The sequence below is a fragment of the Paracidovorax cattleyae genome, assembly GCF_900104515.1.
GTDB lineage: Bacteria > Pseudomonadota > Gammaproteobacteria > Burkholderiales > Burkholderiaceae_C > Paracidovorax > Paracidovorax cattleyae.
Genome location: NZ_FNJL01000004.1, coordinates 92,938 through 113,215 on the forward strand (window position 1 = coordinate 92,938; position 20,278 = coordinate 113,215).

General features: G+C 68.9%; 18 protein-coding genes. 8 read left to right on the forward strand and 10 right to left on the reverse strand.

Annotation, left to right across the window (positions count from 1 at the left end; all coding sequences use genetic code 11):
* Positions 1 to 213 precede the first annotated feature (213 nt).
* Positions 214 to 1,902, reverse strand: a complete 1,689-nt coding sequence (locus tag BLR05_RS04390) for an AMP-binding protein (RefSeq protein WP_092832610.1) — start codon at positions 1,900 to 1,902, stop codon at positions 214 to 216.
* A gap of 231 nt (positions 1,903 to 2,133) precedes the next feature.
* Between BLR05_RS04390 and BLR05_RS04395 the strand changes: the two genes are divergently transcribed.
* Positions 2,134 to 3,054 carry an esterase/lipase family protein gene (locus BLR05_RS04395; protein WP_092832611.1) on the forward strand — a complete coding sequence of 307 codons (921 nt, stop codon included), beginning with the start codon at positions 2,134 to 2,136 and terminating at the stop codon, positions 3,052 to 3,054.
* A 29-nt stretch (positions 3,055 to 3,083) separates the two neighbouring features.
* On the opposite strand, the gene BLR05_RS25690 is transcribed toward BLR05_RS04395, so the two are convergent.
* The 6 genes from BLR05_RS25690 to BLR05_RS04425 form a co-directional block, all read right to left on the reverse strand.
* Positions 3,084 to 3,470 carry a hypothetical protein gene (locus BLR05_RS25690; RefSeq protein WP_143015857.1) on the reverse strand — a complete coding sequence of 129 codons (387 nt, stop codon included), beginning with the start codon at positions 3,468 to 3,470 and terminating at the stop codon, positions 3,084 to 3,086.
* Between the two features lie 225 nt (positions 3,471 to 3,695).
* On the reverse strand, positions 3,696 to 4,535 hold the full coding sequence (phhA, locus tag BLR05_RS04405; RefSeq protein WP_092832613.1) for a phenylalanine 4-monooxygenase: 840 nt from the start codon (positions 4,533 to 4,535) through the stop codon (positions 3,696 to 3,698).
* 58 nt (positions 4,536 to 4,593) lie between these two features.
* Positions 4,594 to 5,562: a Bug family tripartite tricarboxylate transporter substrate binding protein gene (locus tag BLR05_RS04410; protein WP_092832614.1), complete on the reverse strand. Its 969-nt coding sequence runs from the start codon at positions 5,560 to 5,562 to the stop codon at positions 4,594 to 4,596.
* 107 nt (positions 5,563 to 5,669) lie between these two features.
* Positions 5,670 to 6,806: a 4-hydroxyphenylpyruvate dioxygenase gene (gene hppD / locus BLR05_RS04415; RefSeq protein WP_092832615.1), complete on the reverse strand. Its 1,137-nt coding sequence runs from the start codon at positions 6,804 to 6,806 to the stop codon at positions 5,670 to 5,672.
* 173 nt (positions 6,807 to 6,979) lie between these two features.
* On the reverse strand, positions 6,980 to 7,978 hold the full coding sequence (locus BLR05_RS04420) for a lipase chaperone family protein (protein WP_092832616.1): 999 nt from the start codon (positions 7,976 to 7,978) through the stop codon (positions 6,980 to 6,982).
* A 3-nt stretch (positions 7,979 to 7,981) separates the two neighbouring features.
* Positions 7,982 to 8,938 carry an esterase/lipase family protein gene (locus BLR05_RS04425; protein ID WP_092832617.1) on the reverse strand — a complete coding sequence of 319 codons (957 nt, stop codon included), beginning with the start codon at positions 8,936 to 8,938 and terminating at the stop codon, positions 7,982 to 7,984.
* A 164-nt stretch (positions 8,939 to 9,102) separates the two neighbouring features.
* Here BLR05_RS04425 and BLR05_RS04430 point away from each other — a divergent pair, with 164 nt between their 5' ends.
* Positions 9,103 to 9,585: an Lrp/AsnC family transcriptional regulator gene (locus BLR05_RS04430; RefSeq protein ID WP_013596422.1), complete on the forward strand. Its 483-nt coding sequence runs from the start codon at positions 9,103 to 9,105 to the stop codon at positions 9,583 to 9,585.
* Positions 9,586 to 9,742: 157 nt separating this feature from the next.
* A complete protein-coding gene (locus BLR05_RS04435) occupies positions 9,743 to 10,411 on the forward strand; it encodes a GNAT family N-acetyltransferase (RefSeq protein WP_092832618.1) in 669 nt (222 codons plus the stop codon).
* Between the two features lie 917 nt (positions 10,412 to 11,328).
* Here the strand turns inward: BLR05_RS04435 and BLR05_RS27455 are convergent.
* Complete coding sequence (locus BLR05_RS27455) at positions 11,329 to 12,135, reverse strand: PAAR domain-containing protein (RefSeq protein ID WP_264080734.1); 807 nt, start codon at positions 12,133 to 12,135, stop codon at positions 11,329 to 11,331.
* 240 nt (positions 12,136 to 12,375) lie between these two features.
* Between BLR05_RS27455 and BLR05_RS04445 the strand changes: the two genes are divergently transcribed.
* Positions 12,376 to 13,260, forward strand: a complete 885-nt coding sequence (locus BLR05_RS04445) for a CorC family transporter (protein WP_092832619.1) — start codon at positions 12,376 to 12,378, stop codon at positions 13,258 to 13,260.
* 2 nt (positions 13,261 to 13,262) lie between these two features.
* The gene (gene lnt / locus BLR05_RS04450) at positions 13,263 to 14,867 is read left to right on the forward strand and encodes an apolipoprotein N-acyltransferase (protein WP_092832620.1); all 1,605 of its coding nucleotides are present in this window, start codon (positions 13,263 to 13,265) and stop codon (positions 14,865 to 14,867) included.
* 27 nt (positions 14,868 to 14,894) lie between these two features.
* On the opposite strand, the gene BLR05_RS04455 is transcribed toward lnt, so the two are convergent.
* Positions 14,895 to 15,833: a LysR family transcriptional regulator gene (locus BLR05_RS04455; RefSeq protein ID WP_092832621.1), complete on the reverse strand. Its 939-nt coding sequence runs from the start codon at positions 15,831 to 15,833 to the stop codon at positions 14,895 to 14,897.
* A gap of 145 nt (positions 15,834 to 15,978) precedes the next feature.
* On the opposite strand from BLR05_RS04455, the gene BLR05_RS04460 reads away from it, so the two are divergent.
* The 3 genes from BLR05_RS04460 to fabB all read left to right on the forward strand — a co-directional run bounded on the left by BLR05_RS04460 (position 15,979) and on the right by fabB (position 19,086).
* A complete protein-coding gene (locus BLR05_RS04460) occupies positions 15,979 to 17,076 on the forward strand; it encodes a type II asparaginase (RefSeq protein ID WP_092832622.1) in 1,098 nt (365 codons plus the stop codon).
* Between the two features lie 244 nt (positions 17,077 to 17,320).
* Positions 17,321 to 17,863 (forward strand): 3-hydroxyacyl-[acyl-carrier-protein] dehydratase FabA, encoded by a 543-nt coding sequence (fabA, locus tag BLR05_RS04465; RefSeq protein ID WP_092832623.1) that lies wholly within the window; start codon positions 17,321 to 17,323, stop codon positions 17,861 to 17,863.
* Positions 17,860 to 19,086, forward strand: coding sequence for a beta-ketoacyl-ACP synthase I (gene fabB / locus BLR05_RS04470; protein ID WP_092832624.1), 1,227 nt, complete (start codon positions 17,860 to 17,862; stop codon positions 19,084 to 19,086). The genes fabA and fabB overlap by 4 nt, the downstream gene beginning before the upstream one ends.
* Here fabB and BLR05_RS04475 read toward each other — a convergent pair.
* A complete protein-coding gene (locus tag BLR05_RS04475; protein ID WP_092832625.1) occupies positions 19,080 to 20,123 on the reverse strand; it encodes a c-type cytochrome in 1,044 nt (347 codons plus the stop codon). The genes fabB and BLR05_RS04475 overlap by 7 nt on opposite strands.
* Positions 20,124 to 20,278: the final 155 nt, after the last annotated feature.

The window sequence follows — 20,278 nt, forward strand, 5'->3', positions numbered from 1 at the left end:
CTCATCCGTGGGCCGAGGAGTTACTTGTCCGTTTCCCGGGCAATGCACAAAGTTGCTTACATATGGACGCAAAAAAGCTGATCTCCTGCGAAAACCGGCCCGGATGCGAAACCATAGCTGCAACGTGCTGCAGCAAGCCCTGGCGATGGGCAGAGGGGATGGGGCGTAAATCCTGGCGACTCGCCGCCGCTGGTCGCTCCCTCCGTCGTGGGCTCAGGCCGCCGGGCCGCGCAGTTCGCGCCGCAGGATCTTGCCCACGTTGGTCTTGGGCAGCGCGTCGCGGAACTCGATGTGGCGCGGGCGCTTGTAGCCCGTGAGCTGTTCGTGGCAGTAGCGCAGCACCGTCTCTTCGGTGAGCGAGGGGTCGCTGCGCACCACGAAGACCTTGATCGCCTCGCCCTGCTTCTCGTCGGTCACGCCGATGGCAGCGCACTCGAGCACGCCGGGGCACAGGGCGATGACCTGCTCCAGTTCGTTGGGGAACACGTTGAAACCGGACACCAGGATCATGTCCTTCTTGCGGTCGATGATGCGCGTGGTACCCCGGTCGTCCATCACGCCGATGTCGCCCGTGCGCAGGAAACCGTCGGCCGTGAAGGCGCGGGCGTTCTCCCCGGGCTGCTGGTAGTAGCCTGCCATCACGTTCGGGCCACGGATGCAGATCTCGCCGGACTGGCCCACGGGCAGGCTCTGGCCCGCGTCGTCCTTGATCGCGATATCGATGCCTGGCAATGGCAGGCCGATGGTGCCGGTGAACTCCGTGTTGTCCACGGGATTGTTGGTGCCGATGGCGCAGGTCTCGCTCATGCCCCAGCCTTCGATCATGGTGCTGCCCGTCACCTTCTGCCACTGCCGCGCGGTGCTCTCCGAGGCGGCCATGCCGCCCGCCTGAGAGACGCACAGGGGCGAGAAGTCGAGCGTGCGGAAGTCCGCGTTCTGCAGCAGTGCGTTGAAGAGCGTGTTCACCGCGGGCATCATGTGGAAGGGCCTTTTCTTCAGCACCGCCACGAGCTTGGGGATGTCCCTGGGATTCGGAATCAGCGTGAGGTGCGAGCCCTGGCGGATGGCCAGCAGGCACAGGGTGAGTGCGAAGATGTGGTAGAGCGGCAGCGCCGCGATGCTGTTGGCCTGGCGCACGTCGCCGATGCGCGAGAGCGCCGGCATGAACCAGGCCTCCGCCTGCAGCGTGGCCGCCACGATGTTGCGGTGCGTGAGCACGGCGCCCTTCGACAGCCCCGTGGTGCCGCCCGTGTACTGCAGGAACGCGGTGGAATCCAGCGTCGCGGTGCTCGGTGCCAGCGTGTGCCGCGCGCCGTTGGCCAGGGCCGCGGGCAGTGTCGTCACGCGGCGGCCGTCCGACAGGGGCAGGTCGAAGGCCGGCACCATGCGCGCCAGGTGCCGCACCGCGAAGCTGATCCAGCGCCCGCGCACGGGCCCGAGCAGGTCGCCGAGCGCGGTGAGCACCACGTGCTTCACGGCCGTGCGCTTCACCACTTCGGAGAGCGTGCGCGCGAAGTTCTCGAGGATGACGATCGCCTCCGCGCCGGAGTCGCGCAGCTGGTGCTCCAGCTCGCGCGTCGTGTAGAGCGGGTTCACGTTCACGCAGGTGTAGCCGGCACGCAGCACCGCGGCCATGGCCACTGCGAACTGCGGCACGTTGGGCAGCATGATCGCCACGCGCGCGCCCTGCTGCAGTCCCTGGGCCTGCAGCCACGCGCCCAGACGGGTGCTCAGGCGGTCCAGCTCGGCATAGCCCATCCATTGCTCCATGCAGACCGAGAAGGGATGGTCCGCATGGCGGCGCAGCGATTCCTCCAGCAGGTGCGCCACCGAGCGGTAGCTTTCGGGATCCACTGCATGCGGCACGCCGGGGGGGTAGTTCTTCAGCCAGATCCGGTCCATGGATTCGTTTTCCTTTCGCGCTCCGCCGGGCGGCGGGCGGTTGATGCGGCATTGCAGGGGCGCAAGGGCCGATTGGCGGGGGCCGCAGGCGATTGTGGAAACCCCTGCGCGCCTGTCCATCGGGACAGTCCCGGGGCCGGGGCCTCGCGCACGGCTGCGCGTCTCCTTCCTGTGTGACAGGATGCGGGCTGGGCGGGGGCACGATCGGCCCCGGTACCTGAAAGGAACGACGTGACGAATGCAAGGTGGCAGCGATGGATGGTGGTAGCGCAGTTCGCGCTGGCCGCGGGTTGGCTGGCCTGGTTCTGGCCCCGGTCACCCGCGGGGGCGCTGGCCGGTGCCGCCCTCTGGCTGGTGGGGCCCCGTCTCTGGCTGGGACTGCAGTTCCTGGTCATGCTGCATGCCAACCGGAGCGATCCGGTGCCGGCTCCTCCCGCGGGGCGCGTGCTGCGCGCCTGGTGGGCGGAAACCCGGTGGGCGAGCTGGGTGTTCGGCTGGTGGCAGCCTTTTCGCCACGCGGCCGTGCCGGACTGGCTCCCGCGGCCCGCGGCGGACAGCTCCACCCCCGCGCCGCGCGGTGTCGTGCTGGTGCACGGCTTCCTGTGCAACCGCGGCTTCTGGATGCCCTGGTTCGCGCTGCTGCGGCGCCGCGGCCATGCGTTCGTGGCCGTGACGCTGGAGCCGCCCTTCGGCGCGATCGACGGCTACGCCGCCACCATCGATGCGGCCGTGCGGCAGGTGGCCGAAGCCACAGGGCGGCCACCGCTGGTGATCGGCCACAGCATGGGCGGCCTCGCGGTCCGGGCCTGGCTGCGCGACTGCGGCGCGTCAGGCATCGGCCGGGTGCACCGCGTGGTCACGCTGGGCACGCCGCATGGCGGCACCGAGGCGGCCCGGTTCAGCCGTTCGGACAACGGCCGGCAGATGGTGCCCGGACATCCGTGGCTGCGGGCCCTGGATGCATCCGAGCCGCCGCCCTTGCGCGCGCGCTTCACCTGCTTCCATTCGGACTGCGACAACGTGGTCTATCCCGCCAGCACGGCCCTGCTGGCCGGGGCGGACAACCGCTTCGTGGCGGGCGCGGCCCACGTGCACATGGCATTCCATCCGGACGTGGTGCGTGCCTGCCTGGAGACCGCCGGGCAGCCCTGACGGGCTGCCAGTCTCCGGTGAGGTGCGTTTCAGGCGGCGAGGGGCTGCCGGTGCAGCAGCGTGCCGGAGCGCGCCGCCAGCAGCGCCTCCGCCGCCGGGCGCGGGCTCCAGAGCGGCGTGCCGTGGGTGGCCTGCCGCGAGGCCCGGGCCCGCTCCCGGGCCTGGAACTGCGGAGGCAGCCGGCCATGCCGTGCGAAGCCGTCCGGCCCTGCCAGCAGGCCGGCAGTGGCGCGCGGCGGCATCGAGGCGGCCGACGAAGTGCGGCGCGCGACGCCTGGCACGGTGGGCTCGGGCGCGGGAGAAGGGAAGCGCCGGACGAGCGGCGCGACGGGTGCGACGCGGCCCTCCAGGGACGCGGATGAAAGACCTGGAGGCGGACGCAGCAGGTTGGATGTGATGCCGGAGACACGGGTCATGGCGGCTTCCTCATGCAAGAAGGGGGGCCGGCGGCGCCGTACGGAGCGGTCCCGCGACGGCGGGCGCGGCAAAAAGGGTTTGCCGCCATCCTCGCCGCATCGGGCGGCAATCGGCCCTTGCCGTCCGAAATGCTTTGCCGGTGCGCGAAGGTGCAGGCGCCAGAGGGCACCCATGCCGCCGCAACAGGCCGGGCGAGGTCCGTTCGGGGCGGCTGGGTGGGGAGCTCAGGCCGCCACGGCCTCGCGCTCGTCCGCGGCGAATTCGGCCTGCCCGCGCAGGCGTTCATACACCGGCCCGAAATCCGGCTCCGTCATCGCGAACAACTGCTCGAAGCTGTCGATCACGAAATACGTCTGCTGGTAGGTGTCGATCTTGTAGCGCGTGCGCATCGTGCGCTCCAGCTGCAGCGGCAGGCGCTGCGGCTCGGGGCTGTTCACCGAATATTCCAGTTCGCCGGAAGAGCTGAGGATGCCCGCCCCGTAGGCACGCAGCGCACCACGCTCGCGGATCAGGCCGAACTCGATCGTGTACCAGTACAGGCGCGACAGCATCTCGCAGGCACCCAGCCCGTGCGCCTTCAGGCCCCCGTGGCCGTAGCGCTGCACGTAGTCCGCGAACACCGGGTTGAACAGCAGCGGCACATGCCCGAACAGGTCATGGAAGATGTCCGGCTCCACGATGTAGTCGAATTCCTCGGGCGTGCGGATCCAGTCCGTCACCGGGAACTTGCGGTTCGCCAGCAGCGTGAAGAAGGGCACCTCCGGAATCAGGCCCGGAACGCCCACGATCTCCCAGCCCGTGGCCCGCTGCAGCCGCTCGTTGATCTCGTCGAAGCGCGGGATGCGGTCGCTCGCGCCCAGCGAGGGCAGGGCGGCGATGAAGGCCTCGCTTGCGCGGCCGGGCAGCAGCGCCGACTGGCGGGCGTACAGCCGCCGGTAGGTGTCGTGGTCCTGCGGCGTATAGGCCGCGTAGTCCTGCGGGCAGGTGTAGTCGCTGCCGGCGCGGGCGTAGTCACCGCGCGGGGGGCGGTCGGATTGGCCGTAAACGACGGGGGCTTGTCCCATGGCATGTCTCCTGGTTATGCAATGCACGGGAGTGCCCATGCCAGGGCGCCCCGCGCTGTCAGTTCATCTTGATCTTCGCGGCCTTGATGAGGAAGCCGTACTTCGCGTGCTCCGCGCGCACGAACTGGCCGAAGGGCTCCAGCGTCAGGTCCTCGGCGTCGATGCCCATCTTCTTGAGCTTCTGCTCGCTGGCGGGCACCTTCATCGCCGCGGTGATGGCCGCCGCATAGCGGCGGGCATCCGCATCGGGCAGCGCGGCCGGTGCGAACAGTCCGAACCACGTCACCACGTTGAATCCCGGCACCTCGTCGTTGATGCTGCGCACGTCCGGCAGCTCGTCGTCCCGACCCAGGCTGGTCACGCCCAGGGCCTTCAGCTTGCCGGCCTTGATCAGCGGCAGCGACGAGGCCAGGTTGTCGAACACGAACGCGACCTCTCCCGACTGCAGGGCCTTGAGCGCGGGCGCCGATCCCTGGAAGGGCACATGCGCCACGCGCGTGTTGGTGAGCGACTTGAACATCTCGGCCGCGATGTGGCCGATGCTGCCGTTGCCGCCCGATCCGTAGCGCACCTGGTCGGGATTCTTCTTGAGGTACTGCATCAGCTCCCCGGTCGTGCGGATGCCCAGCGACTTGGCATGCTCCGCGTCCATGACGAGCACGTTGGGCGTGCGCGCCACCAGCGCGATCGGCTTGAAGTCCTTCAGCGGGTCGTACGGGAAGGCCTTCTGCAGCCACGGATTCACTGCGTGCGTCGCCACCGCGCCCATCACCAGCCAATTGGCGTCCTTCGGGGCCTTGGCCACCAGCGCCACGCCCGTCGTGCCGCCAGCCCCCGGCTTGTTCTGCACCTCCACCGGGCCCAGCGTGCCGCGCACGCCTTCCGCCACGATGCGGGCAGACGCGTCCACGGGCCCGCCGGCCGGGTACGGAACAATGATGGTCAGCGGCGCCGAGGCGTTCTGGGCCTGGACGCTCCAGGCTCCGCCCGCCAGCAGGACGGCCAAAAGGTAACTGCGACGCAACATGGGTGTCTCTCTCTCCGTGCTCATTGGGAGGGCGCAGTATAGAGACGGGCGCCATGCCGATGCAGTTGGTTACGTCAATCGGCTTGCAGATGTTTTTAGGCGTTCTTTCAAGCGCCCTGCAGCACCCCGCGGCGCATCTGGTCGAGTTCGATGCTTTCGAACAGCGCCTTGAAGTTGCCATTGCCGAAGCCGTCGTCGCCCTTGCGCTGGATGAACTCGAAGAAGATCGGGCCCAACTGGTTCTCGCTGAAGATCTGCAGCAGGATCGCGTCCTTCTTGCCGTCGATCAGGATCTTGCGCCTGTGCAGCTCTTCCACGCTCTCGCCGTGGCCGGGAATGCGCTTGTCCACCAGCTCGTAGTAGGTGTCGATCGTGTCCAGCAGGCGCACGCCGGAGGCGCGCAGCGCGTCCACCGTGGCGTAGAGATCGTCCGAGCCCATGGCGATGTGCTGGATGCCCTCGCCGTTGTACATGTCCAGGTATTCCTGGATCTGGCCGGCCTTTTCCTTGCCTTCTTCATTGATCGGGATGCGGATCTTGCCGCAGGGGCTGGTCATGGCCTTGCTCTTGACGCCGGTCACCTGGCCTTCGATGTCGAAGTAGCGGATCTCGCGGAAGTTGAACAGGCGCTCGTAGAAGTTCGCCCATTCGATCATCCGGCCGCGGTGCACGTTGTGCGTCAGGTGATCGATATAGGTCAGGCCGTGGCCCTTGGGGTTCAGCGCTTCCTCGGCCGTCACGCCCGGCAGCGGCTCGAAATCCACGTCGAAGAAGCCGATGTTGCCGATGTCGCCCGGCTTCGCGCCGTTCTTGCCGCGCCAGCGGTCCACGAGATAGATCAGGCTGTCGCCGATGCCCTTGATGGCGGGAATGTTCAGCTCGCCCGGGCCGGCCTGGCCGGCGTATCCCCAGGCACCGAGGTTGAGCGCGCGCTCGTAGGCGGCCTTGGCGTCGTGCACGCGGAAGGCAATGGCGCAGACGCTGGGCCCATGCAGCCGCGCGAAACGCTGCGCGAAGCTGTCGGGCTCGGCGTTGATGATGAAGTTGATCTCGCCCTGGCGGTAGAGCGTCACGTTCTTGTGGCGGTGGCGCGCCACGGGCTTGAAGCCCATGCCCTCGAACACCCGGCCCATGGCCTGCGGATCGGGGGCGGCGTATTCGATGAATTCGAATCCGTCGGTACCCATCGGGTTCTCCCAGGCGGCGGTGTCCTGGACGGCGGGGTGGGGCAGTGGGGTGTTCATGCGTTGTCTCCGGGGTTGGCGCGTTGATCTGCGTCATGCCACTGTAGGCGCACGGAGGCTCATGTTTCTGGCGTAAACAGAGCGAAGCTTTCGGGCTCGCGCAGGAAAATTGCGCCGTGATGCCGTCGTGCGCAGCCTGCGGCCCTGCCGGGCTATGGGCACGAAACCGTCTTTCAGCCCCCGCCCGTCGCGACCGGGCGCGTGGACCGCAGCGCCAGGGCCCCTTCCACGCGCAGCCGCTCTTCGGGCGTGAACAGTTGCTCGCGCAGCTTCTGCAGCGCCGGACCGTCGCCCTGCGCGGCCCGGGCCTGCTGGTACTGGTCCAGCCGCTGCTGCCACTGCCGCTCCTCGCCGTCCAGGCGCGCCAGGGCGTTGGCAGCCGCCGCACCATGGCGGGCGCTGCGTTCCGCATGGCGCGTCGCGTCGTCGGCCTGGCGGGCATCCAGCGCGGCCGTCTGCTCCGCCACCGCCTGCGGGGTGGCATACGCCTGCCGCGCGGCGCGCAGTTCGGCGGGCAGCGCATCCTCCGCGGCCTGGAGCGCCCGGGCCTTCTCCTGCGGAGAGCGGGCGGTGTCCTGCAGGATCTGCAGCCGTGCAAGCGTGTGGCGGTCGAGCGCTGCTTCGCCCCCGAACAAGGCGGTGGCTTCGCCGGGCTCGAAGAAACGCTCGCGCAGCCGGTCGCGCTCCTCCATGGAGGCTCGCAGCGCCTTCGGGTCGGACAGGTCCGCAGGCGGCGCCACCGTGCCGAGCGCGGCTCGGTAGTCCACATAGCGGCCGGCCAGCGCCAGGGCACGCTCGCGCACCGCTGCCGGGAAATGGCGGTCCACCAGGCCCTCCAGCCGGCGCTTGAGCGTGGCCGCATCGGTGGTCGGCCCGGCGTCCAGGGCCTCCTGCATCAAGGTTTCGAGCGTGTCGCGCAGGCCCGCGCCCAGCAGCGGGTCGGTCTGAAGCACCTCCAGCTCGGCCGCGGAGCGGGACGCCAGGAACCGTGGGTCAGGGCCGCCGGACGGCCGGCGCACGAAGGCGGAGGCGTCCACCGCCGCAACGGATGCGGCGCGCGCCGACGCCCCGTCTGCGCCGTCCGCCGTGGAGCGCTGCGCCCACCAGCCGGCCAAGCCCGGCACCGCGGCGGCCAGCAGCGCCGCAGCCATCCGCCCGCGTGCCGCCGCCATGGGTCAGAGCCCCTGCTGCTTCAGCCGGTTGGCGTGCTGGCGGTAGAGCGTCACCGGGTCGGGTGAGAACAGGTCCCGCAGCCCCACCAACTGGTTGATTTCATCCAGATGGTTCTGGCGGTAATCCCCCAGGTGCCGGCCCAGCCGCGAAGAGCAGGCGGACACCAGCCCGTCGTTCGCCTCGCCGTGCAACGGTGCCAGCAGGGCCAGGCCCGCATCGCCCGGATCGAGCACGTTCGTGACCGGCTGCGTACCCGTCCAGGAGTAATAGCGCACGCCGTTCACCACGTCGGCGCCGCTCCCGCAGCCGCTGGCCAGCCCCTGGGGAAAGCGGCGGTTGAAGTCCGCCGCGCCGGCGGTGGTGAGCGAATCGAGCGCCGCCGTCGGCTTCTGCGGCAGGCCGGAGCCGCCCGACGCCGCGCTGATCACCTGCGCCAGCGCCCCGGCCGCGGCGCTCGCCACCGATTCGGACACCGAGCCCGGCGGGGCCACGCCGCGCACCACATCCGCCACGCGGGATCCCTTGTTCACCCCGCCGACCGACGTGACCGATGCCACGAGCTGCGGCGCCACGCCCGCCACATAGCGGATGGTCGGGCCGCCGTGGGAATGCCCGACCAGGTTCACCTTCGCCGCGCCCGTGACGGCCAGCACCTGCCTGACCTGGGTGAGCAGTTGCTCGCCGCGCACCTCGGTGCTGTTGGTGGCCGACACCTGGGCGACGAACACCTGCGCGCCGTCCCGGCGCAAGGCATCGGGGATGCCGTAGAAGTAATCCACGCCCAGGGCCGAATCGAACCCGAACAGGCCATGCACCAGCACGATGGGATGGCGCGTCTGCGTGTAGCCGCTCTGCGCGTGGGCGGCCGGCGCGCAGAGCGCGCAGGCCATGGAAAAGGCGAGGGCGGCGCGCGCCGCCAGCGCCCTGCAGCGGCCGAGGCCGCGAAGGGTTCCGTTCATGGTTGCTTGTCTCCGTCGTTGTAATGATGTCCACAAAAAAGAACGATCGTTCTTTTTTGTGGATTCCATTATTCGCCGCCCACGGCCGCGTTCCACCGGGACAAACCCGGGGAAGTGGCGGTGGGCCGTGCCTGCGCGCGCGAGGCTTCGTAGAATCCTGTGCCATGAGCGCTTCCCACGCACTGGACCGGCTTGATCGGGCGATCCTGCGCTGCCTTCAGGACAACGGCCGCGAAACCTATGACGTCATCGGCGAGCAGGTGGGCCTGTCGCCCAGCGCGGTGCTGCGCCGCGCCAAGCGCCTGGAGGATGCCGGCGTGATCGACCGCTACGTCGCCCTGGTGCGGCCGGAAGCCGTGGGCCTGGGCCTCACGGCCTACCTGAACGTGCGGCTCGAAAAACACACCGAAAGCCACAAGCGCAACCCCATGGACCTGTTCCGCGCGAGCGTGCAGACCTGGCCCGAGGTGGTGGAATGCTCGGCGCTCACCGGCGAGATGGACTACCTGCTGCGCGTGGTCGTCGCCGACATGGCCCACTACAGCCGCTTCATCATGGACACCCTGCTCAAGCATCCCAGCGTGCAGGACTGCAAGACCAGCTTTGTGCTCGACCGCGTGAAGAGCACGACCGCGGTGCCCGTCTGACACTTTGGCGACAGATGCGCTATCGAATGGGTAGCAACCGAGCGCCGGGGGACAGGTGTCTGGAGCTGGCCCATGCCCGGACGGTCGGACGGCTGGAGTTCGCGTGGTTTCCGGGCCACGGCACACCATATGCTAGGGAAAACCCTAAAATTCGTGCATGTCCGCGCCTGCCACCGACACCCATCCTCCGCGCCCGCCCGTGCGGCGCGGTGCGCCTGTCGTGGTGCCCATCCGCTCGCTGGGCCCCGAGCACCGCGGACGCATCGCCGTCCACCTGTTGCGCCTGGAGCCCGGCGACCGCTACCTGCGCTTCGGCTACGCCGCATCGGACGAGCAGGTGCTGCGCTACGTGCAGCAACTCGACTTCGTGCGGGACGAGGTGTTCGGCATCTACAACCGCCGGCTCGAACTCATCGCCGTCGCCCACCTGGCCTACGGTGACGCGAACGAGCATCGCGGTTGCGCCGAGTTCGGCGTCTCCGTGCTCGCCCAGGCCCGGGGCCGCGGCTTCGGCGCCCGGCTTTTCGAGCGCGCCGTGATGCACGCGCGCAACCGGGACGTGCGCATGGTGTTCATCCACGCGCTCAGCGAAAACACCGCCATGCTGCGCATCGCCCGCAAGGCCGGCGCCGTCGTGCGCCGGGACGGCTCGGAATCCGAGGCCTACCTGGAGATCCCGCCTGCCGGCCTGCAATCGCGCATGGCCCAGAAGGTGGTGCACCGCCTGGCCGAGATGGACTACCAGCTCAAGCGCCAGGCGCGACAGTTCCGGGCATTTCTGGCGGGGATGCAGGCTGCGCGGAGTGGTACGCCGCCGGGGGCGTGAAGCCTTTTGCGTTCATTGAATTCCGCTGTTTTGTGAGGCCGTGGCGCGGCCATCTGCATCCGGTAATGACGGGATCTTGATGCAATATGGAGTGGGGCGGGCCTTCAAGGTGCTGGTGAACTAAATTCTGTCGATTTGTATGTGATATTTCGATGCAATGACCCTGATGAATGGGTCATTGCCGGGTATATAGTATTCCTCCAGCCCGAGTCTTTGCTTCGGGGCGTCATAGAGGTTCATTCCTACGCATTCGAATTCCGCAACGATGGGGAATAAGCTCTTCGCAGTAGCCGTCCTGTGGTCCTTGATGACCGTGAGCTGGATGGAAAGACCTTCCTGCACGGAGTAGGTGATCTCGACACCGGTGGTGCTGATTTGAAATTACAAATCTTCTGGAATTAATTCGATCATTCGCAGTTGCTCGTTCTTTACGGTGTTCTGGATTTTTAGGGTAGGCTGCTGGTCCAGCCAACAAGCCAGCCGTTCGTTGCTCTTTAAATGGTCTCTGGGAGAGTGATGGACTAGTCTGTGTTGATATTGGATCCTTCTGCGGCAATGTCCAGGAAGTCGCCTTCTGAGGATTTGAGGCGAAATGCCCTGAGGGGCGGTTGTATTCTGAATGGACATGCCTGCAAGCTGGTTTTCTAAGCGGGATTTCTTCTGTGAATTCCTTGACGGGATCTATTTTAAAATATAAAGGATCGTTTATCTGGGCGGGATGGGTGAATATGATTTCAATGTTATGGCCCGCGCCGGAGCGCGTCCAGCTGCCCGTGCGCCGGCCCGGCGCATCCAGCGCGTAGCGCGTGGCCAGCGTGCGCAGCACCTCCCGGTGCAGTGCGTCCCGCCTTCGAGCACCTCCTCGGCCAGCCCCAGGTTGATCTGGTGCAGGTGCCCCGAGCCGTAGTGCAGGTAGTTCAGGCTGCGCCGCAGCACGGCCCGGCCCATCTGTCCCGATCGGCCGCCGCCCACGGCCGGCAGTTGCGTGCGCGTGCGGTTGCCCAGCGCGTCGTGCTCGTGCCGCAGCGTGTGCACCTGCCCGCTCGCCGCATCCTGTGCATGCTCGGCCACGATGCGGCCCAGCACCGCTCGACGTGCAGCTCGATCTCGTAGGGCACGCTCCAGCCCGCGCCATGCAGCGTGCCCTCCCGGTGGTCGTGGCTGCTGTAGAAGCGCCGCCAGGCAATCGCCAGCGGCCCGGGCAGCACGAAGTCCGTGTCCCGGCTGCCGTCCAGCACCTTGCCGCCCGTGGCCGGGTGCACCGGGTAGCCGATCAGCGCCCGAAAGCCCCGCCCCAGCGCGTAGCCCACCACCGCCCCCAGCGCCAGGCACCCCACCTTGCCCAGGAAGCTGCCCCGGCCCATCGCCAGGCCCACTCCGATCTCCAGCGCCGTCTCCCACCACGCCCGGTCATCGGCGATCTCCAGGTACGCCGTCTTGTTGCCCCCCACCAGCACGTCGTCCGAGCCGCTGGCGATCTGCGCCGCGCACATCATCTTGTCGCCCTTGCGCGCGGCCGGGTACGTTTCGATGAAGACGGAGTCCGAGCCCTCGGCGATGAATTTGGCGTTGGGCTGCCCATGGTCGCGGCACACCGCCGCATCCGCCACCGCACGCATCGCAGCCCGGCCCGACGCCAGCCTCAACCCCACCCGCGCCAGCCTCGCCCACACCGACACGTGACCTATCTCGTCCGCCTGCCTCGCCGCCGCCATGCCTCCCATGCTGGTGATATCCTGTCGCATTGCCTGTGCACAGGGGCTGCCGGCTGCCGCCGCACATGGCGCCGGCGCCGCCCCGGAAGGCGGCATGATAGGAAGCGGCAGCCCGCAGCGGCCGGGCTGCGCCGGCCGAACTTGTGTCAGGGTGTGAGGGCCGGCCCGCGGCACGCCAGCGGGGGGTGTCGCGGGCATCCGCTATCCTTGGAGGCCTGACAACCACCGCACGTCCTGCACACCGAGACCGTGTCCGACCCCCACCCCGCGCGCCCCTCCGACCGCGAAGACAAGCGCACGCTCCTGCAGCGCTTCATCGAATTCATCCATCCCGGCCCCGATTCCAAGGATGAACTGATCGCCACCCTGGCCGAGGCGGAGGACAACGACGTCATCAATGCCGATGCGCGCGTGATGCTCGAACGCGTCCTGCGCATGGCCGAGATGACGGCCAGCGACGTGATGGTGCCCGCGCCGCGCATGGACCTGATCGACATCGAACAGCCGTTCGACGCGCTGCTGCACCAGGTGATCGATACCGCCCATTCGCGGTTCCCGGTGTACCAGGGGGAGCGCGACAACATCATCGGCATCCTCATGGCGAAGGACCTGCTCAAGCTGCAGCGGGCGCCCGAGCTGAACCTCCGGGCGCTGCTGCGCTCCGTGGTGTATGTGCCCGAGAGCAAGGGCCTGAACGACCTGCTGCGCGAGTTCCGCGCCAACCGCATCCACATGGCGGTGGTGATCGACGAGTTCGGCCGGGTGGCCGGGCTGGTCACCATCGAGGACGTGCTCGAGCAGATCGTGGGCGAGATCGAAGACGAATTCGACATTCCCGAGGACGAGGGCGACATCTTCGCCCTGGCGGACCGGACCTACCGCGTGAGCGGCGACACGCCCGTGGAGCGCGTGGCCGAGGCGTTCGACCTGCCCGCCCTCGAGGGCTCCGACAGGGACGAGGAGTTCGAGACCATCGGCGGCCTGATCGCGCACGAGCTGGGCCATGCGCCGCGCCGCGGCGAATCGCTGGACCTCGGCGGCCTGCGCTTCGTCGTGCTGCACACCAAGGGGGGCGCGGTGCGCTGGTTCAAGGTGTCGCCGCAGCCCCCGGGCGCCGAACCGGACGCCGGCTGACCATGCTGCTGCAAGCCCATGGCACCGGGCGCCCGCGTGCGCCCGCGGCGCTCCTGTGGACGGCTGCCGTGCTGGCCGGGCTGGCGCAGGCGGCCTCCATCGCCTGGCCCTGGGGCGGCGAGCCGCTCTGGTGGCTGCAACTCGCCTCGCTGGCGGCTTTCGCGCGCATCCTGCTGTCGGCGCGCGGGGCAGGGCAGGGGGCTGGCCTCGGCGCCGCCTTCGCCACGGCCTGGCTCGCAGGCACCTTCTGGTGGCTGTTCATTTCCATGCACACCTACGGCGGCCTGGCAGCGCCGCTGGCGGCGCTGGCGGTGCTGGCGCTGGCGGCCTTCCTGGGCAGCTACTACGCGGCCGCGTCGGCGGTGTTCGTGCATTTGCGCGACCGCCTCCCGCGCCGCAGGGGGTGGCTGGCCGCCGCCTTCGGGGCACTCTGGCTGCTGGCCGAACTGGCGCGCGGCGTGTGGTGGACCGGCTTTCCCTGGGGTGCCGGTGGCTATGCGCACGTCGAGGGCCCCTTGCGGGTGCTTGCGCGCTGGGTGGGGGTGTATGGCATCGGCGCCGTGGCGGCCCTGCTGGCGATGCTGGCCGTGCAACTGCGGGTGGCGGACCTGCGCCGTCCGCGGTGCTGGGCCGCGGCCGTGGCGCTGGCATGCGCCTGGGCAGGGCTGGCCGCGCAGCGCCACTGCGCGGTGGACCGCTGCGGCACCCCGGTGGCCGCAGCCCCCTCCCTGCTGTCCGTTGCGCTGCTGCAGGGCAATATCCCGCAGGACGAGAAATTCCAGGCCGGCAGCGGCGTGCCCATGGCGCTGCGCTGGTATGGCGACGCGTTGCGCGAAGCGGATGCCGCCCTGGTCGTGGCGCCGGAAACCGCCATTCCGCTGTTGCCCCAGCAACTGGTGCCGGGGTATCTGGAGTCCATTGCCGAACACTTTACCCGCAGCAACCCGCAGGGCGGCCGGGCCGCGCTGATCGGGATCCCGCTGGGCGATCCGGAGCGGGGCTACACGAACTCCGTCATCGGCTATGCGCCGGGCCAGGCGGCGCCCTACCAGTACGACAAGCACCACCTCGTACCCTTCGGGGAGTTCGTCCCGCCGTTCTTCCGGTGGTTCACCGAGTTGATGAATATCCCTCTGGGAGACTTCAACCGGGGCGGCATGGTCCAGGCGCCCTTCGCCTGGGCCGGGCAGCGCCTGGCGCCGAACATCTGCTACGAGGATCTGTTCGGAGAGGAACTGGCCGCGCGCTTCGCGGACCGCGCCGCCGCTCCGACGGTGTTCGTCAACGTGAGCAACATCGCCTGGTTCGGCGACTCCGTGGCCATCGACCAGCATCTGTCGATCAGCCGCATGCGGGCGCTGGAGTTCGAGCGGCCGATGGTCCGCGCCACCAACACCGGCGCCACCGCGCTGATCGACCATCGCGGCGTGGTGGCCGCGCGGCTGCCTTCGGTGCAGCGCGGCATCCTGCGCGGCGAGGTGGAGGGCCGCGACGGGCCGCCCACGCCGTTCGCCTGGTGGGCGGCTCGGGCCGGCCTGTGGCCGCTGTGGCTCCTGGGCGGGCTGGTCGTGGCCGCGGCATTCGCGGCACGCTCCCGCGCGCGCTGACACGGCGGGCCGCGGTCCGGCCGCCGGTCATCCGCCGGTGGGCGCCGGCTGTTCCGTCGAGGGCGCGCGCGCCAGCACCGCGTGCAGCAGCCCCGGCAGCCGCGCCAGCATCCGGGCCGCGTGCCGGTCCGGCGGGCGATGCTCGGCATGGTAGGCATGCAGGGGAATGGGCGGGAGGTGGCGCAGCGGTACCGCCACCACCGTGGCCGGATCCAGGTTGCCGGCCGTGAGGAAATCCACCACCGTCCAGCCCAGCCCGCGCCGCACCAGCTCCACCGCCAGCTGCGAGGTCTGCACCTGGATGCCCAGTTCGGTGTGCACCCCGAGGTCCCGGGCCAGTTCGGTCATGGGCGCGCGCATGGGGTCGTCGCCCAGCAACTGGATCATCGGGGTGTTGGACAGGAACGAGATCGGGTCGTTGCGGCTCAGGCGCACGGCCCGCTGCCAGATGTCGCGGCCCACCGCGATCGAGAGCGGGCCGCTGACCAGGATGGCGCTGCACACCTGCGGGTGCGGGTGCGGATAGAAGCCCAGGGCGAAATCCACCGCCCGGGTCAGCAGCGCCTGGGCCATCTGGTCGGGGTGCAGTGTCCGCACCTCCACCTTCACGCGGGGGGATTCGCGCACGTGCAGTTCCAGCACCGTGGGCAGGAAGGTGTGCGTGACCGAGGGGATGGCGCCCACGCGGACCTGGCCGCCCTCGGGCTGGCGCAGGTTGACGGCGGTGCGGCGCAGTTCGTCGAGCTGGCGGTGGACCTGGGCCGATGCCGCGAACAATGCCTGCGCTTCGGGCGTGGGCACCAGTGCTCCGCGCACGCGGTTGAACAGCGGATAGCCGAGTTGCAGCTCGGCATGGGCGATGGTCTTGCTGACGGCCGACGGCGTGATGCTGACGAGCCGGGCGGCGGCGCTCATGTTGCCCGCCTGCATGACGGCCTGGAAGACTTCGAGTTGCCGTAGGTTCATGGCTTGGGGAGGCGGATCGGGGAGGGGTATGAATTCCATTCATACCCAGCCTCGGATTATTCCCCACTGCCGTGTTGCGTCCTTCCTACCATACGGCACCCGTACAACGGGCTTGTAACAATTAATCCAAGGAGATGAGCAAGTCATGTTCCCGCAAATGAATATCAAGCGCCTGCTGGCCGGCGCGGCCTTCGCTGCCTGTGGTCTCGTGGCCGGTGCGCAGACGCAGTCTGCAGCGCCCGTGCAGCCGGCTGCCAAGCCCAACGTCGTGGTGCTGGCCACCGGGGGCACCATCGCCGGCGCGGGCGCCACGGCCGCCAACAGCGCTTCCTATGCAGCGGCCAAGGTGCCGGTGGACAAGCTGCTGGCAGGGCTGCCGGAGCTGTCCAACGTGGCAGCGGTGAAGGGCGAGCAGGTCTTCCAGATCGCTTCCGAGAGTTTCACCAACGACCAGCTGCTGCAACTGGGCAAGCGCGTCTCCGCGCTGTCCAAGCAAGCCGACGTGGACGGCATCGTCGTCACCCACGGCACCGACACGCTGGAAGAGACCGCCTACTTCCTGAACCTGGTCGTCCACACCGACAAGCCCATCGTCGTCGTCGGCTCCATGCGCCCGGGCACCGCCCTGTCCGCGGACGGCTCGCTGAACCTGCTGGAAGCCGTCACGGTGGCCGCCAGCAAGGAGTCGGCCGGCAAGGGCGTGCTCGTGACCATGAGCGACGAGATCCAGAGCGGCCGCGACGTGACCAAGGGCGTCAACATCAAGACCCAGGCGTTCCGCAGCCAGTGGGGCCCGCTGGGCATGGTGGTGGAGGGCAAGACCTACTGGTTCCGCGCCCCCGTCAAGCGCCACACGATGCAGTCGGAGTTCAACATCGATGACATCGCCACCCTGGCGCCCGTGGACATCGTCTATGCCTACGGCAACGTGCCGCGCTCGACCATCGATGCCGTGGGCAATACGGGCGTGAAGGCCCTGATCCACGCCGGCACGGGCAACGGTTCCGTGGCCGACCGCGTGGTGCCTGCCCTGCAGGAACTGCGCGGCAAGGGCGTGCAGATCGTGCGCTCCTCGCGAGTGGCCGATGGTTTCGTACTGCGCAACGCCGAGCAGCCCGACGACAAGTACGACTGGGTGGTCGCGCACGACCTGAATCCCCAGAAGGCCCGTATCCTGGCGGCCGTGGCCCTGACCAAGCCGCAGACCAGCCAGGAGCTGCAGCGCATCTTCTGGCAATACTGAGCGGCTCGGCCGCGCGCCCGGCGGCCTCTGCGCCACCGGGCCCGATGACCCTCCGGGCCGCCGCGTGCGGCCCTTTTTATTGCGCGGCGTCAAGCCGGCGCGGTATTGCCGCATGGGGTCTGTCGCCCCTGCGTGGTGGCTGCGCCCGCCGCAGACTGGATAATGCGCATCCGCGGCCCCGGCGATGCCTGGGGCCGCGCACACGAAACGCGGCGCTGCGCGCCGACCTGGAGCACGACTGACAATGGCTGAATCCTTTTCCTATGAACAACTGATCGCCTCGGGCGAAGGCAGGCTGTTCACCCCTGACAGCGGACGACTCCCGCTGCCGCCCATGCTGATGTTCGACCGCATCACGCACATCGACGCCGACGGCGGCGCGCACGGGCTGGGGGGGATTCGCGCCGAACTCGACGTGCGGCCGGATCTCTGGTTCTTCGACTGCCACTTCCAGGGCGACCCGGTCATGCCGGGCTGCCTGGGGCTGGACGCGATGTGGCAGCTCATCGGTTTCTACCTGACCTGGCTGCAACTGCCGGGCCGGGGCCGCGCGCTGGGCGCAGGCGAGGTCAAGTTCACCGGCGAGGTGGGCCCCAACGTCAAGCGCGTGACCTACGAAATCGACATCAAGCGCGTCATCAAGCGCAAGCTGGTGATGGCGATCGGCGATGCGCGCCTCCTGGCCGACGGCCAGGAAATCTACGTGGCCTCCGACCTGCGTGTGGGCCTGTTCAAGAAGGAAGACGCCGCGGCGGCTGCGCCGGCGCGGGAGGAGGCGGGGGCATGAGCATGAGAAAGCGTGTCGTCATCACCGGCGCGGGCATCGTTTCCTGCATCGGCAACGACCTCGCCGCCGTGGAGGCCTCGCTGCGCGAGAGCCGCCCGGGCATCCGTGCCATGCCGAAGTTCACCGAGCTGGGCATGCGCAGCCAGGTGGCTGGCGTGCCCGACATCGACCTGGAGGCGCGCATCGACCGCAAGCAGCTGCGCTTCATGGGCGATGCCGCGGCCTATGCCCACATCGCCCTGGAAGACGCCATCGCCCAGGCGGGCCTGAAGCCAGACCAGGTCTCGCACCCGCGCACCGGCCTCATCATGGGGTCGGGTGGAGGCTCGCCCGAGAACCAGATCGAGTCCGCGGACATTCTGCGCTCCAAGGGCATTCGCCGCGTGGGGCCCTACCAGGTCACGCGCTGCATGAGCTCCACCGTCTCGGCCTGCCTTTCGACGAATTTCGGCATCAAGGGGATCAACTATTCGATCACCTCGGCCTGCAGCACGTCGGCGCACTGCATCGGCGCGGCAGCCCAGCAGATCGCCTGGGGCATGCAGGACGTGATGTTCGCAGGGGGGGGCGAAGAGGTCACCTGGGGCATGGGACTGCTGTTCGACGCCATGGGCGCGATGTCCAGCAAGTACAACGACACGCCCGAGAAGGCCTCCCGCGCCTATGACGCGAACCGTGACGGTTTCGTGCTGTCGGGCGGCGGCGGTGCCGTGGTGCTCGAAAGCCTGGAGCATGCCCAGGCGCGCGGCGCCACCATCCTCGGCGAGGTGGTCGGCTTCGGTGCCACGTCCGACGGCGCCGACATGGTCGCCCCCTCGGGCGACGGTGCCATCGCGTGCATGCGCCAGGCCATCGAGGGCCTGGACGTGCCCATCGACTACATCAATACCCACGGCACCTCCACCCCGGTGGGCGACGTGCCGGAACTGCGCGCCATCCGCACGGTCTTCGGCGACACGGTGCCGCCGTTCTCCTCCACCAAGTCGCTCACCGGCCACTCGCTGGGCGCGACCGGGGTGCAGGAGGCGATCTACTGCCTGGTCATGCTGCAGAAGGGCTTCATCGCCGGTTCGGCCAATGTCGAGACGCCCGACCCCGCCGTGGAAGGCATGCCCCTGGTGACCGCCACGCGCGAGGCGCCGCTGCGCACGGCGCTGTCCAACAGCTTCGGCTTCGGCGGCACCAATGCCAGCCTGGTGCTGCGGCGCTGGGATGGTCAGTAGTTCTCGTTGACGTTGCGGAACGGACCGAACTTCGCGCGGCGGTAGGCTTGCGGCTGGCCGGGAAAATGCTCCGGGATCGCGAAGCCCTGCGGCCGCAGGGCCGGGTCCGGATAGAGGCGTTGCCGGTTCGGGTTCTGCAGGCGGGGCGTGGCGTCGTCGTTCAGGAAGGCCGCAATGTCGAGCGCCTGCCCGGGTGTGAGCAGCGGCCGATCGTGGGAGGTGCCTGAAGGCATCGACGCGCGGATGTAGCGCGCGAGCAGCGGCACCGCGAACATGTGGCCCGCGTTGTCGTAGGTGTCCGTGCCGGCGATCGGCGGAAACAGGTAGCCGCCGCCCTGGGCGAAGTCCGGGCGCCGCTGGCCGGTGGCATCCACGCCGTGGCAGGCGCTGCACAGCGAGGCGAACAGCCGCGCGCCACGCTGCGGGTCGGCCGCCCGCGCGACGGGCGGCATGGGCAGCAGCCCCGTCCGCTCCATGGGGGAATGCGGCACCGTCCCCTGCGCCAGCCATCGCAGGTAGGCCATGATGGAACGCAGTTCGGGCGTGTCCGGCCCGATGGGCACGCTGCCCGGGCCGAACATGCCGATGACGCGCTGCTCCAGCGAGATGATCTTCCCGGACTTGATGTCGAACTTCGGATAGTCGTTGACGGCATTCACGAGCGGCAGCGCGTAGGGCTTGGTGCCCGGCAGGCCCGAGGGGCCGGCCTGGTGGCAGTGCACGCAGTTCAGGCTGTTCCAGGACAGGCGCTTCGAGGCGTCCGGCGCCAGCCGGCCGACGCGCGAAGACGTGTTGCGCAGGAGATCGATGCCTTCACGCACCTCAGCTCCCTTCGGCCCGGCGGGAACCCGGGTGGCATCCGGTTCGCGCCAGGGCTGCGGCGGCCGGGCGGCATGGCGTGCCAGCATGGCCCGGGCCTGTTCGGTGGAAAGGGCATCGCCCACGTGGTGCGGAGCAATATCGAAGGCGCCGGCGGTCAATGAAGTGGCTGCCAGTGCAAGGGCCAGGGCCTGCAGGCCCGTGCGTTTCACGGTCATCGTCGGGGCTGCCCCGGGTGACCGCACCTCGGAGCAGGAAAGTCGTTGTTTAAGGGGAGGGAATTGCGGGGACCGCAGCCTGCGCAGGAACCCAGGCGATTGGCGTGCATTGAATTCCGTTGTGCGGAATATATCCGCGCGACCTTGTGCTGTAA

Coding starts and splice junctions, on each gene's coding strand:
- BLR05_RS04410 (WP_092832614.1), bottom strand. CDS start 5,562: ATGTTGCGTCGCAGTTACCTTTTGGCCGTCCTGCTGGCGGGCGGAGCC.
- phhA (WP_092832613.1), bottom strand. CDS start 4,535: ATGGGACAAGCCCCCGTCGTTTACGGCCAATCCGACCGCCCCCCGCGC.
- BLR05_RS04475 (WP_092832625.1), bottom strand. CDS start 20,123: ATGACCGTGAAACGCACGGGCCTGCAGGCCCTGGCCCTTGCACTGGCA.
- BLR05_RS04390 (WP_092832610.1), bottom strand. CDS start 1,902: ATGGACCGGATCTGGCTGAAGAACTACCCCCCCGGCGTGCCGCATGCA.
- BLR05_RS04455 (WP_092832621.1), bottom strand. CDS start 15,833: ATGAACCTACGGCAACTCGAAGTCTTCCAGGCCGTCATGCAGGCGGGC.
- BLR05_RS04435 (WP_092832618.1), top strand. CDS start 9,743: ATGTCCGCGCCTGCCACCGACACCCATCCTCCGCGCCCGCCCGTGCGG.
- lnt (WP_092832620.1), top strand. CDS start 13,263: ATGCTGCTGCAAGCCCATGGCACCGGGCGCCCGCGTGCGCCCGCGGCG.
- BLR05_RS25690 (WP_143015857.1), bottom strand. CDS start 3,470: ATGACCCGTGTCTCCGGCATCACATCCAACCTGCTGCGTCCGCCTCCA.
- hppD (WP_092832615.1), bottom strand. CDS start 6,806: ATGAACACCCCACTGCCCCACCCCGCCGTCCAGGACACCGCCGCCTGG.
- BLR05_RS04425 (WP_092832617.1), bottom strand. CDS start 8,938: ATGAACGGAACCCTTCGCGGCCTCGGCCGCTGCAGGGCGCTGGCGGCG.
- BLR05_RS04460 (WP_092832622.1), top strand. CDS start 15,979: ATGTTCCCGCAAATGAATATCAAGCGCCTGCTGGCCGGCGCGGCCTTC.
- fabB (WP_092832624.1), top strand. CDS start 17,860: ATGAGCATGAGAAAGCGTGTCGTCATCACCGGCGCGGGCATCGTTTCC.
- BLR05_RS04420 (WP_092832616.1), bottom strand. CDS start 7,978: ATGGCGGCGGCACGCGGGCGGATGGCTGCGGCGCTGCTGGCCGCCGCG.
- fabA (WP_092832623.1), top strand. CDS start 17,321: ATGGCTGAATCCTTTTCCTATGAACAACTGATCGCCTCGGGCGAAGGC.
- BLR05_RS27455 (WP_264080734.1), bottom strand. CDS start 12,135: ATGGGAGGCATGGCGGCGGCGAGGCAGGCGGACGAGATAGGTCACGTG.
- BLR05_RS04430 (WP_013596422.1), top strand. CDS start 9,103: ATGAGCGCTTCCCACGCACTGGACCGGCTTGATCGGGCGATCCTGCGC.